General features: G+C 67.3%; 12 protein-coding genes and 1 tRNA gene. 8 read left to right on the top strand and 5 right to left on the bottom strand.

Annotated features, from left to right (window positions below; all coding sequences use genetic code 11):
- Positions 1–138: 138 nt before the first annotated feature.
- Positions 139–846 (bottom strand): hypothetical protein, encoded by a 708-nt coding sequence (locus tag GXW76_RS11150; RefSeq protein WP_211842579.1) that lies wholly within the window; start codon positions 844–846, stop codon positions 139–141.
- An 8-nt stretch (positions 847–854) separates the two neighbouring features.
- Positions 855–1853, bottom strand: coding sequence for a DNA-methyltransferase (locus tag GXW76_RS11155; RefSeq protein WP_211862098.1), 999 nt, complete (start codon positions 1851–1853; stop codon positions 855–857).
- Positions 1854–2201: 348 nt separating this feature from the next.
- Between GXW76_RS11155 and GXW76_RS11160 the strand changes: the two genes are divergently transcribed.
- The 5 genes from GXW76_RS11160 to GXW76_RS11180 all read left to right on the top strand — a co-directional run bounded on the left by GXW76_RS11160 (position 2202) and on the right by GXW76_RS11180 (position 7491).
- Complete coding sequence (locus GXW76_RS11160) at positions 2202–3368, top strand: tyrosine-type recombinase/integrase (RefSeq protein ID WP_211862099.1); 1167 nt, start codon at positions 2202–2204, stop codon at positions 3366–3368.
- 79 nt (positions 3369–3447) lie between these two features.
- On the top strand, positions 3448–3771 hold the full coding sequence (locus GXW76_RS11165; RefSeq protein ID WP_211862100.1) for a hypothetical protein: 324 nt from the start codon (positions 3448–3450) through the stop codon (positions 3769–3771).
- A 73-nt stretch (positions 3772–3844) separates the two neighbouring features.
- Positions 3845–4057, top strand: coding sequence for a helix-turn-helix transcriptional regulator (locus GXW76_RS26260; protein ID WP_211862101.1), 213 nt, complete (start codon positions 3845–3847; stop codon positions 4055–4057).
- Entirely contained in the window at positions 4054–4788 is a 735-nt protein-coding gene (locus GXW76_RS11175) for an FtsH/Yme1/Tma family ATP-dependent metallopeptidase (protein ID WP_211862102.1), read from the top strand. Before GXW76_RS26260 ends, GXW76_RS11175 begins: the two co-directional genes overlap by 4 nt.
- A 138-nt stretch (positions 4789–4926) precedes the next feature.
- Positions 4927–7491: an AAA family ATPase gene (locus GXW76_RS11180; RefSeq protein ID WP_211862103.1), complete on the top strand. Its 2565-nt coding sequence runs from the start codon at positions 4927–4929 to the stop codon at positions 7489–7491.
- A gap of 1403 nt (positions 7492–8894) precedes the next feature.
- Here the strand turns inward: GXW76_RS11180 and GXW76_RS11185 are convergent.
- Positions 8895–8969, bottom strand: a tRNA-Thr gene (locus GXW76_RS11185).
- A gap of 118 nt (positions 8970–9087) precedes the next feature.
- Here GXW76_RS11185 and GXW76_RS11190 point away from each other — a divergent pair.
- The 3 genes from GXW76_RS11190 (at position 9088) to GXW76_RS11200 (ending at position 12128) form a co-directional block, all read left to right on the top strand.
- The gene (locus GXW76_RS11190; protein WP_211862104.1) at positions 9088–10080 is read left to right on the top strand and encodes an efflux RND transporter periplasmic adaptor subunit; all 993 of its coding nucleotides are present in this window, start codon (positions 9088–9090) and stop codon (positions 10078–10080) included.
- 28 nt (positions 10081–10108) lie between these two features.
- Positions 10109–11353: an ABC transporter permease gene (locus tag GXW76_RS11195; protein WP_211862105.1), complete on the top strand. Its 1245-nt coding sequence runs from the start codon at positions 10109–10111 to the stop codon at positions 11351–11353.
- Between the two features lie 91 nt (positions 11354–11444).
- Positions 11445–12128 (top strand): ABC transporter ATP-binding protein, encoded by a 684-nt coding sequence (locus GXW76_RS11200; RefSeq protein ID WP_211862106.1) that lies wholly within the window; start codon positions 11445–11447, stop codon positions 12126–12128.
- A gap of 174 nt (positions 12129–12302) precedes the next feature.
- On the opposite strand, the gene yddG is transcribed toward GXW76_RS11200, so the two are convergent.
- Positions 12303–13145 carry an aromatic amino acid exporter YddG gene (gene yddG / locus GXW76_RS11205; RefSeq protein ID WP_246514118.1) on the bottom strand — a complete coding sequence of 281 codons (843 nt, stop codon included), beginning with the start codon at positions 13143–13145 and terminating at the stop codon, positions 12303–12305.
- 980 nt (positions 13146–14125) lie between these two features.
- The gene (locus GXW76_RS11210; RefSeq protein WP_211862108.1) at positions 14126–15145 is read right to left on the bottom strand and encodes a Hint domain-containing protein; all 1020 of its coding nucleotides are present in this window, start codon (positions 15143–15145) and stop codon (positions 14126–14128) included.
- Between the last annotated feature and the right edge of the window lie 190 nt (positions 15146–15335).

Raw genomic sequence — 15335 nt, forward strand, 5'->3', positions numbered from 1 at the left:
CGGATCAAGGGCTTGCTGTGTCGCCCACCGGCTCGGCTCCCGACTGGACACGGGCGAAGGTCTGACTCTGCCGAGCGCGATCCTTGCAGCACATGGCGGCCCGGCGTGTCTACCTGTTTCCACGATGCACGCGCGCCATCAGAAACGCGCGTCATACTCCCGCGCAATCCGCGCCAGCGCTGCACCGTAGTCCAGGGCAGTGGCCTTGGCGTTAGCCCAGGTGAAGGCGAACGGCGGCTCGTTCGTCGCGGCGTACCTCAAGATGATGAACTCATCGAATGCGTGCGCCGCGAGCGTGAGCAGGCGGCGCTCCGCTTCGTCGGCTTCGGCGATCGGATGTTTGTGCTTTCGCCCGTCTGTCGGGAACGGTCGCTCGCCCTCGTAGGAAGTCGTGTGCAGCGCCCGATTAATGCCCACGACGCCGACGCAGATCGGCCGCCCGCCACGCTTTCGGAAGGTCGCGGCTTGGCCGGTCAGGTCCGAGATCACCCGATCAATCTGCTTGATCATCGCCTTGTGCAGAATCTTGACCTCGACGCCGATCTCAATCGTCGCCACCGGCCCGCGCTGCACGATATAGCCCGCATCGGCCCGCGCCTGGGCACCGGGCACGATCTGGCCAAGTGTTCCATCCCCACGCCGCGCGCGGATGCCCTGCTGAGTGTTGGCGGAGTTCATGACAGCGGCGCCCGCCGCAACGCGTGCGTTGAACTTGGGCGAGAGCCCGGTCGCGTGCACGTCCTCGAACAGGTGCATCGCGACGTGGTCGCCCAGCGTCGAGTTGCGATGCAGATACGCCTTGCCGTCGAAAAGGCCCTGGAACGCGTCGAGAAGTCGGAACGCCAACCCACACCTCAGGCGGTTGCGCGCTTCCCTCTCGGGGCTTCGAGCTCCGCGACGGTCGCGCCGGTCTCACGCTTCAAGCCAGTCGCCCGCTCGACGTTCTCTCGCGCCATGCGCACATAGCCTGGGTCGATCTCAATGCTGACCGAGTGGCGCCCCGCAGCGACCGCCGCGACCGCCGTGCTCCCGGTGCCCGCGAAGGGGTCCAACACCGTGTCGCCCGCGAAGGAGAACATGCGAATCAGGCGCTCAGCCAGCGCCGCCGGGTAGGGTGCAGGATGTCCGGCCCGAGTGGAAGCCCCTCGAATATCCGTCCAGATGCTTCGCCACCAATGCTGCATCTCCTCCTTCGTCAGGATGGAGAGCGCCTTCTGAAGCGGGCTGACCTTCCGATACTCGCCGCCCTTCCGCATGAACAGGATGTACTCGATATCGTTCTTGACCACGGCGCCCGGCTGGTAGGGCTTTCCGTAGAAGCCCGCCCCATTGCCCTCCGCCTCGGTCACGCCGTTCGCAATCTTGTGCCAGAGGATCGGTGTCAGCACGTCCAGGCCGACGCCGCGCGCGCGCACCTGAATGTCTGCGTGCAGCGGCATGACAAGATGCCGGCCCGCCAGCCTGCGCGGGATGCAGACGTCGCCCACCACGCAACACACGCGCCCTCCGGGCACCAGCACGCGATTGCACTCGGCCCATACGCGGTCGAGCTCGTCGAGAAACTTCTCGTAGTCTGCGACGGCGCCTAGCTGCGCGGCGCTGTGCGGATACTCCTTCAGGGTCCAGTACGGCGGCGACGTCACAACAAGGTGGACGGATTGGTCGGGCAGCCGCGAGAGGTCGCGCGCGTCGCCCTGCTCAACGCGGTGGGTGGTCCGGTCGAAGGGGGCGGGCCAGGGCACCTGTCGGAACCGCTCGTTGGCGGCGCGGAGGACCTTCAGCGCCTCGGGCGTGTTGTCGGCCGTGGGGAGCTCGAAGGACTCGCCGCGCAGATGCACTATCTCACCGGCCATCGCCCGCTCCCCCGCATGGACCACCGGACTAGCACGGCCGAGCGTGGTCACGGCAAGCCCGGCGGCGCGGCGGGGACGTCACCGTCCCTGCGACCGTCCCTGGCCCCCGTCCCTGGGCCTCGAAACCGCTGTAACCCTGGGAAAACCTGGTGCCGGCACGCGGATTTGAACCGCGGACCTACTGATTACGAATCCTTGCGCCCCATCCGCATTCGCGCGTCGTGCAGGGACCGCTCGACAAATTACAACGTATTGTCAGTTGGTTAGTGGCCATCGAGTCTCTGCGCGTCCCATTGAATCCCTCTCAGGGTGGCACCATAATGGCACCACCAGTCGGGGAGGTAGCCGATGACGCTGACTGACGCGGCGCTACGTAAGGCCGGGGATGGCGCGATCATGCGCGAAGGCGGCTTGGAGTTCCGGTTCTTCGCCGAGGGCAAGGCCGGTGTTCGGTTCGTCGGCCGCGTGCGCGGCACCAATCAACGCATTGCCATCGGGCTCGGGCGCTATCCGACGCTATCGCTCAGGGCCGCGCGAGAAATCCGCGAGGCGCACAGCCGCCTCTGCGCGCAGGGCATTGATCCCCGCCACGTGCGGCAGGAGGCCGCCCAGGCGCAGCAGCGGTTCGTCGCGGAGTTGTTGGAGCAATACCTCGGCACCCTGACGGACAATCGGCCACGGACTGTGGCCGATAAGCGGTCCACGCTCGGGCAGGCTCTAGAAGGGTGGAGGAAGCGCCCCATCGGCAGCATCGCGAGGGCAGATGTCGCCCGGCTGCTGGACGACTATGCGCGGAAGCCCGCCGCGCGGCGCAAGGTGTTCTCCTACGTCTCGCACTTCCTGCGCTGGTGCCAGGATCGCGATCTGATCGACCATAACCCTTGCCGCGATATCCGCCCGCCCAAGCCTGTCGCTGCCCGCGAGCGTGTCCTGACGGACGTTGAGATTGCGGCGCTGATGAAGCTGCACGGCTCCATCTGGGGCACCATGCTGCAACTGATGCTGCTGACCGGGCAGCGCGGCGGCGAAGTGTGCAAGATGCGCGTAAGCGAGATCGACCTTGCCGCGCGCACATGGACCATACCGGCGGCGACCATGAAGCAGGGGCGCACCCATGTTGTGCCGCTATCCGCGGCCGCGGCCGAGATCGTTGGACGAGAGATAAGGGAACGCCCCGAAGGCTGGGGACCGTATCTGTTCGGCGTGGGTAGCAAGGGCGAGAAGCCGTACAACGGCCGCAGCAACGGAATGGAGGAAGTGCTCAAGCTGACCGGTACGGCCGGATGGTACGGGCACGACTGCCGCCGCACAGCAATCACCTTGATGCAGAGAGTGGGTATCGCACGCGAGGTCCGACAGCGGGTGACGGGCCATGCTGCACCCCGCGATGGTGCCGCAAGCTACGAACGCCACCGCTTTGACGACGAGGCCCGTAGAGCGGTGGAGCGGTTGGCCGATGAAGTGGGGCGCATTGTTCGAGGTGGCGCCGAGATCATTCATATGCGGGGTGCGTAACATGGCCTCGGCGAGGAAGCTGACGAAGAGCCAGCGTCGGCGGCAAAAGCAGCGCTGGTGGAAGAAGAACGTAGGCCCCATGCCCACCCACCTGGTTGGCTGGCCGGGGGCCGAGGGCAACCTAGAAAAGCATAAGCCAGCGGAAGCTTGGGAACGCGCCCCCTCGTATCTGGTTCAGGCTGGTGAGTGTCCATGTCTGGACGCGCATGCACTGCAAGAACTGACCCAGGCATCCGGAAGGGCGCGCGCGCAAGAGCGCACCGTTCGGATTGCCGAGTTGAAGGCGAAGTACCCGGACTTCTGGGGTAAGCGCGGCACAGCGAAGGTGATCGCGTCCCTGGAAACGGCGGACGGCAACCCGCTAATGGAGCGCACGGTGCGAAAGTATTTCCGCGACGGCTAAATCGGCCCGCTGGAAGGGTGCCAGCGAAAATACGTGCCACATGCGGCCTCAGCGTAATTCATGAGGCAGCGCAATGGTTCAGAACCTTCCGGTTCCCGGCCGGGCTATCCGTCTACCCGGCGTCTGTGCCCTGACGGGCGCTTCACGCTCCACGATCTGGCGTTGGGTTGCAGCCGACCCGACCTTTCCCAGGCCATTCCGCCTCTCCCCCGCCGTGACAGTGTGGGATGAGGCCGAGGTGCTCGCGTGGCTCGCCGCGAAGAAGCGGAGGGATCGCGCGGCATGACCGACCGCGCCGTTGCCGTTGCGCCTGTGCGCCGCATCGTGGCGCTGCCGCCCGCTTTCCCAGGCAAGCCCCTCGCTTACGTGCGCGTCCCGCAGAAGGCGGTCGCTGCGCACGAAGCCGGGCATGCAGCCGTGGCCGTCATGCTCGGCGCCCCCATCAAGTACATCACCTTCCGTAGTGGTCGGGGTGCCGCGGGTCATGCCGTGTGGCATGAGCCGCCCGAGTGGTTCGTGCCAGGAAAGGGCCGCGCGCTAACGCCACACGGGGCATTGATGCTTGGGCTGATCACTGCTGCCGGGCCACTCGCCGAGCGCATTGACGACATCACGCGCGCGACGAAACTGAACGCCGCACTGGACCAGCATGAGATGTCCCTCGCCTTCGGGTACCTCAATGCGGCCGTAGCGGCGAGCATAGCACCAAACGCGAGCAAGGTGCCCGACATGGAGCGCATCGCGCCAGTGGTTCGCTTCGCCGCGGCGCAGGTACTTCACGCGATGCTCGGTTCCGCGCATCGCGAGCGCCAAGCGGTTGCTGACCGGCTGACGACGCGCGGACGATTGCTCGCACACGAAGTGATGCCGCTATTGCAGGGCCTGCCGCGGTACTCATCGAGCGACATAGTGGACGCAATGCGCACGGCGGGAATGCCAACGATGAACCGGCTGCCAGTCGATCCACCGCCATGGTGGGGCGAAGCCGCTGCAAGCATCCCGGACCGGATTCCCTAACCGCACACGCCGCCGCACGTAGCGACATGCAGCGGCGCGGCACGCGATAATGGGAAGTTCTGACCTCCATCCCTATAGCGTGCTTCGCGTTGAATCGCACCCGCTTCGTGCTGTGGCCCGACACCTGGAGCCACCGCCATGGATTCACTTGCCGATGTCGTGACTGCGTTCAGTGCGAACGACGATGACGACGATACCGAGCGGCTATTCGCGTTGCCGCTGCCAACCTGGACAGAGCGTGATGACCATGACCCGGACACGGTGACCATTGCCAGGGCGAAGCCGGGGCATCGTGCGCACAAGATCATCCGTGCCGATCGTACCAGCGACTACGATGCCGGGCGCATTTTCACCTATCGGACGGTGCAAGTGCCCGACATGGACGCGCTGTGGTCACTGCTCCAACAGCAACTGCATGAGCGTCATGAGTTCCTGCTTCCATACGCACGGCCGCTTGTCGAGAAGGGGCGGCGCCTGAAGGCCAGGCAGGCCGATGGTGCCGAGCCGACGCTGAAGCAGAAGCCGTCGCGCATCTTGGCCTTGGACATCGACAAGGTCGCATTGCCAGAGGGATGGAGCTTCAGCGCCGAGCCCGAGCGGGCAGCACGGTGGATCGCGGCGGAGTATCTGCCATCACCGCTGAACGAAACCGATGTCATCGTGCAGGCGACATCGAGTGCAGGTCTTCCCGGCAAGGACGGGCTAGCGCGCGTCCGCGTGTTCTGCATGCTCGACCGACCGTTGGCGGACTACCAGTTGAAGGCTTGGGCCGAGAGTGCGTGCGTGCAGTGCGACGCCAGCATCTGGACGGCGACGCAACCCATCTACACGTCCAACCCGGTGTTTGATGGCGTGCCCGATCCGCTGAATGAGCGGCTATGGAGGTTCAGGCCCGGCGCATCGGCCGCGATGCTTGCTGTTCCTGACGTGAAGGCTCCGACGCATGAGCCAGACGATTGGGACGGCGAGTTGATGCATGAGGCGGAACTTGAAGCCACTCTCACCGCCCTCCCCAACGACCGCACGGACTGGAATTCGTGGAACTCAGTCGGCATGGCCACCTACGCCGCGTCGGGAGGCCGGGGATACGGCCTGAACTCTTGGGAGACGTGGTCGGCACGCAACCCGGATCACGGCGCTTCGGGCACTTGCGAGGCGCGGTGGCGGCACTATCGCCGCTCGCCGCCCACTGCGACCGGGCCGGGGGCACTGGTCATGCGCGTGCGCCGCGCCCTGGGCAACATGGAGTGGGAGCCCAATGGCTACGAACTGCTTGTGCAGCGTGGTGAGGCGCCGCCGCTCGCGCAAGCGCCGGACGGATCGTGGATGCCCGACCGCTCGTGGGTGCGCGGAGAGGATGGACGGTGGTGCCCCCCACAGGCCGTTGGCGTCATGCGGGAACCCGCTGACGCTGCCAAGGTGAGAGAGTGTGGTCCAGGCGACGAAATCGCCTCAGCGGGCTCCGTAGCCCCGGCACGACGGTCACCGCCACCGCCTCGGCAGTGGCTCCATGGGACTGACTTGCTGATCGGCCATGTATCGGTGCTGGTCGCCCCGGGCAGCTACGGCAAGAGCGCGCTAGCGGTCGCCATGGCGTTGTCGCTTGCGACAAAGCCCATGCTCGGCAGCAAGGTGTACGGCAGCAATCGTAAGGTGCTGTTTCTTTCGCAGGACGACGACAGCGACGAGATGTGCCGCCGCACCATCGCCGCCGAGGTGCACCACAATGCCGCATTCGGTGACCGGCTGGTGATGTTCGGCATGGACGATATAGCCCGGCTGCATCCCGATGGGCTGCGCTTCAACAGAGATCAGGGCAGCAGGAAGGAAGTAGATGCGTCGGGGATGGCCCGCTTGGATTGGCTGATACAGCAGCACAAGCCGGACCTTGTGGTGATGGACCCGCTGCTTGGTTTCTGCCCGGCGGGAGTCAACGACAATGGCTGCATGACCGCGGTCATGGGCAAGCTGCAAGAGATGGCGAGCCGCCTGAGGGTCGCGATGCTCGTGCTGCACCATGAGCGAAAGGGTGCACGGGACGATACCGACGCAGAGGCCGCGATGGGTGCGGCGTCCATTATCAACAAGGCGCGTGTGGGCCTGCGGCTTGTGCGGATGACACCCGCTGAGTGCCAGACCTATGGCGTGCTGCCATGGGATGCGTGGCGCCATGTCTCGATCAATGACGCGAAGGTAAACCTTGCCCCTGCCGGCGCGCGGCGCTGGGTGCGGCTGGAGGGCGTTCCGATCAACAACGGGACGCCTAACTATCCCGAAGGCGACACTGTGCAGACGGTGCAACCCTGGGAGCCCGTGGCCACGGGGCACGAGTTTGACCTGAGCACCCTGCGCGCCGTCGTGGCGCGGATTGCCAGCGGCACGCGGGACGAGCAGGGGGCGGCGGCACCTTTCAGCCCCGCCACCGCTCGAAAGGGAGGCCGGCTGTTCGCCAAGCCGATAGCCGACGTGCTGCGGCCGGGTTGGGGCGGGCGAAACATGGGGGAGCACCAGGAGAGTTCCATGGCTGCAGCGGCGGTCGCCCGCGCAGCGGTGCGAGGGTGGATAGTGGAGCGGAGTACGCGGGCGAAGAAGCCGCAAGGTGGCACCCGACCCGTGAAGGGGCTCTATGCCGCATGGCATGCGACGCCCTGGGCTGGAGAGCCTCCTCCCGGCGCGTTTGTGGTCTCCGCGAACACAGATTGAATGCCCGGGAAATTTGTTGGGCTGTGGACGATCACCCCCCTAATACCCCCCTGGTGGTCGTCCACGCCCACCCCAGGGCCGAAGCCCCGGGCGATGGACAATCTCACTGGCATCTGATCGTCTACTGATCGTCTGATGGTCCACCACGGCCGGCTTCATCACCACGTTGTCCGCGTCTGTTGTTTCTCTTGCAGCGCCGGGAGCCTGCTCGCTTATGATGGTGCCGCCCGGTCACAGCAGGAGCGACGATGAGTGCGTATCTGGCGGGCCTCGCCGTCGCGGTGGAGGCTGAGCACGCACAGGAAGCCGAAAGGCAGCGGGGCCTTGAAGCGGCCGCGCGCGAGCGCCTGACGCCCCTGGAGGTCCGCCTCGCCCGCCTGCTCACCAGCATCCCCATTGAGGTGCAGCACGAGGGCCTGTCCCTGGCGCAGCTTCAGACCTCCTTGCGTGGCCGGTGGCGGGGGCACTGCCACCCTGGCGAGTTGGGGGAGGCGCTACGTAAGCTGGGGTTCGTCAGGGATCGGCGGTGGCGGGCTGGCGAGGGATTCCGAGCGTATTGGTCCCTTGCCAGAGAGGATCGCGCACCTGGAGCAGGGAGCAGCTTCGATAACGCAAGGAATCAGGATTGTCCGCAGAAGCCACCGACATAGCGATTAATTAATATGGAGGATTGGGGAGGAAAAATGGTTTATAATAGCCAGTTTGAAGAGAATCGATCCGATAGTGACAAAGCCAGAAAGTTGAGAGAGTGGGGAAGAAAGATTAACAAATGCAGAAATAACATGCTGCAACTAATGATTACAAATGACAAGTTATGGCGTCCGTCAGATACGATAAAGTCTTTATCAAGCGAAATTCTTTTTGATCTCTCTGCAATAAATTATGAAATATGTGATTTATTAGAGTCTCTTGATGAAGAAATAGATGGGAATAATGATTAATGTCTACTTCCATATGGGGGTAGTTCGCTCGGAGATACAGGTAAATAGTTCGAAATCGATCTGAAATGATACCCGCGAAAATTCAGTGAGCGACACGTATTTCGCCCGACCCCTGGTGGTAGCGAATCCCCCTGTCGCCCATTCTCATGAAAAAGAATGCTTTCTCGGCCGGCATAGTAGAGGCCGCTGTCCGTCTCCCCGCCTACCCTCACGGGTCCATTAGGGGTGCTGCGAGCCGGCTGGGGGGTCTGGTGGCATTTGCCACTGTCGGCCTCTGGCGGGCAGGCATTAGCCAGCATGTGTCCGTGGCGGAGCGTCCGGCACCCCTGACGTGCGCACCGTAGGCCCGATCCGGGTGGCCCGAACGTCCGCAGCAGGCCAACCCTGGCACCAATATGGCACCAAAAATCCGACCCTAGGGGCTGATAGGCATCGGTTGGGCCTGTAAGGCTTTGATTGTGCTGGTGCCGGCACGCGGATTTGAACCGCGGACCTACTGATTACGAATCAGTTGCTCTACCACTGAGCTATGCCGGCCCCTGCCGTCGCGCAAGCTCTTGCGCGGCCCGGGCGGCGCCTTCTACCCGTCGCGCGGCCCCCCCGCAACCGGGTTTCGTCCCCATCCTGCCCCTCCCGTGCTATTCGATGCCGAACAATGCGCGGCCGCATCCTCCTGATCACCCTTACCGCCCTCGGGGCCGCCGGCGCCTGGGCGTGGTGGGCATTGCCGCCCGCGGTCGCCATTGCCTTCGCCGCCTCCGGCCCCGCGCTGCGCGCCGTCTATGCCACCGGCAGCGTCGAGCCTGTCCACTGGGCCAAGGTCGGCCCCGCCGTCCGTGCCCGGATCACCGAGGTCCTGGTCGAGGAAGGCCAGCGCGTGACCGAAGGCCAGCCCATGGCCCGGCTCGACAGCCGGGAAGCCCAGCACCGGGCCGAGGAAGCCGAGGCCCGCGCCCGCTTCGCGCAGGAGGAACTGGCCCGCATCCGCGCCCTGGTCACCCGCGACGTCGCCTCCCGCTCCGCCCTCGACCGTGCGGAATCCGAAGCCCGCGCCGTCCGCGCCGTGGCCGAGGCGACGCAGCGCCGCCTCGACGACTACGTCGTCCGTGCCCCCTCCGACGGCATGGTCCTGCGCCGCGACGTCGAGGTTGGGGAGGTGGTGGACACCCCCGCCGCTCTGTTCTGGATCGGGGAACCGCGCCCCCTCCGCGTGACGGCGGAAGTGGACGAGGAGGACATCGCCCAGGTCCGCGAAGGCCAGCGCGCGCTGCTGCGCGCCGATGCCTTCCCCGGCCGCGTGCTTCCCGCGACGGTCGGCCAGATCACCCCCAAGGGCGACGCGACCCGCAAGGCCTACCGCGTGCGCCTGGCCCTACCCGACGACACGCCGCTGATGATCGGCATGACGGTGGAGGCCAACATCGTCCTGCGCGAGACGGACGACGCCGTGCTGGTCCCGCCCGCCGCGGTGCGCGACGGCCGCGTCTTCGTCGTGCGGCAGGAAACGGTGGAATCCCGCCCCGTCGAACTCGGCGTGCAGGGTGCCCGCGCGGTCGAGGTCCTGCGCGGCGTCGCGCGCGGGGAGGCGGTGGTGTTGGACCCGCCGGCCGGCCTCGCCTCCGGCCAGGCGATCCGGCTCCGGCCATGACGCCGGCAGACCGGGCGGAGGCGACGGCATGGACCTGATCCTCGACCTCGCCCGCGGCATGCTGTCCCGCCGCCGGCGGCAGACGCTGGTCAGCGTGCTCGGGGTGGCGCTCGGCGTCGCCTTCTTCGTCGCCATCGCCTCGCTGATGCGCGGCTTCCAGACCTACTTCATCCAGCAGGTCATCGACGTGCAGCCGCACATCGTCATCAAGGACGAAACGCGCACGCCCACGCCGCAGGCCGCGGTCATCGCGGTGCCGGACGGCGCCGTCTCGGTGAACGGGGTGAAGCCGGTGGACCGCGTGCGGGGCATCCGTTCGGCTGGCGACAAGCTTGCCATCCTCGAGGCCATTCCCGGCGCGGCGGCGGCGCCGATCCTCACCGGGCCGGCGCTGCTGCGCTACGGCGCGCGGGACGTGACCATCACCGTCACCGGCATCGATCCCGTGCGCTACCGGCGCGTCGCCAACCTCGCGAAGGACATCATCCAGGGCAGCCTGGAGGAACTGCGCTCCGCGGCCAATGGGCTGATCATCGGCGATACGCTCGCACAGCGCCTCGGCGTGCAGCTCGGGGATACGGTCATCGCCGTCTCCCCGCGCGGCGTCACGCTGCAGATGAAGATCGTCGGCATCTTCCATACCGGGCTGGTCGCCCTCGACCAATCGACGGGCTATGCGCTGCTCAAGGTCAACCAGGTGCTGCAGGACCGGCCCAACGTGGTGAACCAGATCCTGCTGCGGCTCGCGGACGTGACCCAGGCCGAACCGCTCGCCCGCCAGATCGAGGCCCGCTTCGGCGACCGCACGGAATCCTGGGAAGAGCAGAACCGCAACATCCTGACGGTCTTCGTCATCCAAAATGCCATCATGTACAGCGTGACCGGCGCGATCCTGCTGGTGGCCGCATTCGGCATCTACAACATCATCTCGACCGTGGTGTTCGAGAAGACGCGCGACATCGCCATCCTGAAATCGCTCGGCTTCACGGAAGGGGACATCCAGCGCCTGTTTCTCGTGCAGGGCGTCATCGCCGGGCTTCTCGGCGCGGTGCTCGGCTGCCTGCTGGGGCAGTTGATGATCGAGGCACTCGCCCAGGTGCGCTTCCATACCGAAACCCCGGCGGGCAACGACCGCTTCCTGCTGGCACGGGACTGGCGGATCTTCGCCGTGGCGTCGTTCTTCGCCGTCGCCTCGGCAGCGTTTGCGGCGGTGATCCCGGCGCGGCGGGCGGCGAGGCTCGATCCGGTGCAGATCGTGCGGGGGGCGGCGTGAGGAAAGGTCGGGGGAGAGAACTCCCCCGATCCCCCTCCTTTTTCTGGTTTTGGGGGGCTGGTGGTGGGGGGTGTCGCGGGGTGTCCGGCGGGTGACGGCGCCGCTGCTCGTTGTGGACGGCGTCACCAAGCGGCTTTCCGAAGGCGTCACGCTGGTCAGCGACATCAGCCTCTCGATCGAGGCCGGCGAGTTCGTCGCCATCACCGGGCCCTCGGGCTCCGGGAAGTCCTCGCTGCTCTACCTGCTCGGGCTGCTCGACCGGCCGAGCGTCGGGCGCGTCATCCTCGAAGGCCGCGACACCGCCGACCTGCCACCGCAGGATCTTGCGGCGCTGCGCCTCGCGCGGGTCGGCTTCGTCTTCCAGTTCCACTTCCTGCTGCCGGAGTTCTCGGCGCTCGACAACGTGCTCATCCCGATCCGCCGCCGGGCCGTGCTGAAGCCGCCGGCGGCGCGGGAACGCGCAATGGCGCTGCTGGACGCCCTCAGCCTGGCGGATGCGGCGGCGAAGCTGCCCGAGCAACTCTCGGGCGGCATGCGCCAGCGCGTCGCCATCGCCCGCGCGCTGGCGAACGATCCGGCACTGCTGCTGGCCGACGAGCCGACGGGCAATCTCGACACGAAGAACGCCGCCGCTGTCTTCGACATCTTCGCGCGCCTGGCGCAGCAGGAAGGGCGCGCCGTGGTGGTCGTCACGCATGATGCGGACCTCGCCCACCGCGCCACCCGGCGCATCCATCTGGTGGACGGACGGATCGTCAGCGACGAGCGTGCGTGACGAGGCCCCTTCCGCCGGGTCGTAGGTGGCGCCGGGGGAAGCGAAGCCGCCGCCCAGGTTCGGGATCCGGCCGGTGATGAATGTGCTCTCGCTGCTGCATCCGGCTTCTCGTGTGGCGGCGATGTCCTCGGGCCTTCGCCGCCATGCGGTCGAGGAAGGCGCGGCGGGGAAACCTCAGCCCCGCGCCGTCGCCGCGAGGATCCCGCCGCCCACCACCAGCAAGGCGGCCGCGCCGGTTCGCCAGTCGAGCACGCCCTCGCCCCCGGCCAGCAGCAGCAGCGTGGAAGCGACCGGCACGGCATAGGCCAGCGTGCCGAGCAGCCGCGGGTCGCCCCGCTTCATCCCCTCGTCCCACAGGAAGAAGGCGGCGCCGAGCGGCCCGGCACCGAGCAGGGCCACCGCTGTCCATTGCCGTATATCGGGGATGACCGTCGTCTCGAAGGCCAGGTGCGCCGCGCCCGCGAGCAGCGCCGTGGCCAGGCAGAAGCCCGCCAGTGCCTCTGTCGGCACGGCCGCCATGCGCTTCGACGTCACCGAATAGACCGCCCAGACCACCGCGCAGCCCACGGCACAGGCGAAGCCGAATGCGGCGCCGGCGGGAAAGGATGCTCCGGCGCCGACCAGCAGCACGCAGCCCGCGAAGCCGAGCCCCACCCCCGCCAGCCGCTGCGGCCCCAGGTGCAGCCCCAGGATCGGTGCGGAAAGAAGCACGATCAGCAGCGGCCAGAGGTAGTTGAGCAGATTCGCCTCCACCGCGGGCGCGAAGGCCAGCGCGGCGAAGTAGAGCGCGTGGTAGCCGAACAGCCCGCCCACGCCGTGCGCCCAGGCGACCCCGCCCTGCCGCAGCAGCCCGAGCCGCCCGCGCGCGGCCACGACGGCAAGCGCCAGCGCCCCGCCCACCGCGAATCCGAGCGCGGTGAGTTGCAGCGGCGGCACGCCCGCCGCCATGCGCGCGAGCAGAGCCAGGAAGGCCCAGAGCACGAGGGCGCCGGACCCGGCGATGGTGGCGGTGGACATGGCGCGGGGTTGGGATCCTGCGAGAGAGATGCGACGTGCCTTCGGTGCCGTTCCGAAAGCGGCGGCCCTCATAGCATGCTGCTGCAGAACGCCCGGCGTTGTGCTGGCTGGCGTGTTTGGTGCGGCGGTGAGAACCCTGTCTGTGTCTGGCCAGGCGCGGGACTGGTGCCATCCGAGGGCATGGCGACGGTTCGGGCGGGCTGTCCTGGCAGTTTGGGCGGTCGGCCCGGATTGCATGCGGTGACCGCCGGTGAAGACACCGCACTGACCTGCCTGATCTCGCGGTGCCTGGCCTGGCGCAAACCAGCCGATTGCCTGATCCGGCCGGACACTTCCTTGATCCGCGTTCGGATGCGTTGGTGGCTCCGATAGACTTCGGTCCTCGTCAGCGCGTCCGGCGCGGCGGAATGGTGCGGCCTGTTTGCGAGGACGTCGCGGGCGATGTGCGAGGCCATGCCGCGCGCGCTCGGGGCTTCGACACATGCTTGCGGATCGTGGCCGCGGCCAGCCCCCGATGTGGTGCCGCCCGGTTGCCGATCGATCGGCACCAGCGCCGCCTCGCGCTCGGCCCGGCCGGTGGCGTGGCAGAGGTGTTCCTGCGCCACCAGGCCATGCCGGTTCTCCAGGAGTCCATGCCCCGGAGCCGGTCGCCTGCGGCTGGAAGCGGCCGTTGGCATGAAGGTGCTTGCCCAAACATGACGAGAGCGGCTTCCGCCGGTCGGGAAACCGCTCTCGGGCGCTGCACGACATGTGTGAAGCGATGCGGTTCCGCGCCGCGCGGCGTATTTGACCTGAGCCGCCCGTCGGCTGGAAGGCCGGCGGGCACATCCCGGCGCCGCCGGCTGGTCTGCGGAAGCGTCTGGCCCCGCGATTGCGGCGGCGGCGCCCTGCCGTGCGACGGCGGGGCACTCTCGTTCGGAGCGATGCCCGGCGGGTCCCGGCCGGGACCCGCCGCGGGAATCTCACGTTCCGCGGCCAGATCAGGCGGAGCGGCGCGCCTCCGTCTCCGTCGCGGCGCGGGCCGCGAGGCGTGCGCGGATGCGATCGAGCGCCTCGCCATCTTCCAGCAGCGGATAGCAGGCGTTCTCGGCATAGCGGCCGTTGCTGCGCTCGCTGGCGAAGTCCTTGAACAGCGTGGTGACGCCGTAGTTGTCGAACTGCTTCCGGTTGCCGTCGTCGAAGTAGGACTCGGAAGCCGCGCCCTCGGCGATCAGCAGCCCGTGAGCGGGCAGTTCGACGTGCCAGTAGGTCACCTCGGGGCACCACAGTTCCTGGATGATGGTGCTGCCGTTCACCAGGTGCTTCGCCGGCACCAGGCGGCCGTCGAGGAACATCGCGTGCTCGGGCGAGACGCGCAGGTCACGGTGCGGCACGCCATCGGCAAGTGCGCCGGCCTGGATCAGGATCGGCGCAGCCTTCGTGCGCTCCGGATGGCGGGCGACGTTGGCGCGGGTGTGGCCGAGCCAAACCACCGGCTGAAGAGCGGCGCCGCCATGCGCGGAGACGACGAGGTCGCCGACCTTGAGATTCTCAACCGCCACCTCGCCGCGCGCCGTGGCGATCATCGTGCCCTGGGCGAAGCAGACATAGTTGTTGTTGGTCGTCTCGAAGCCGGCGGCGGCGATCGTGTCGGTGCCGTTGGACCAAATCTGGAAGACCTTGGACTCGGTCCCGCCGGTGCTCGTCGGGACGGTGAAGGACGCCGAGCCGGAGAGGGTGTAGCCCGTCGGGATGTAGAGGGTATCGCTGCCGTTGCCGCCCTGGACCACGTCATTGGCGAAGGCGAAGACGGTGTCTCCGGCGTTCAGCGTGCTGATGTAGTCGCGCGTGCCGCCGTCGTCGGCGTAGTAGACTGTGCCGCCGGCGCCAGCGACGCTGACGCCGCCGGTGATGAAGTCGCTGCTGTTGCCGCCGAAGAGCGTGTCGCTCCCCAGGCCGCCGATGATCGTCTGGCTCTGGTTGCCGCCGACGATGCTGTCATTCCCCGAAGTACCGGACATGGTGTTCTCCTTGGTCGATCAGGTGCCGGCCCTGCAGCCGGCAAGGGTTGCGGGACGCGGACAGGACACGGGCGGGCGCCCGCGACGCGCGATGGCGTCGCGGGAGAGGACCCGCTGCGATTCTGATTGGTGCGACGGAAGCGGCCGGTGGCCGCCTCGACCTCGGCCCCGGCCGCCCTTCGCGGCGGGG

Source organism: Neoroseomonas soli (genome assembly GCF_018129065.1).
Classification (GTDB): domain Bacteria; phylum Pseudomonadota; class Alphaproteobacteria; order Acetobacterales; family Acetobacteraceae; genus Neoroseomonas; species Neoroseomonas soli.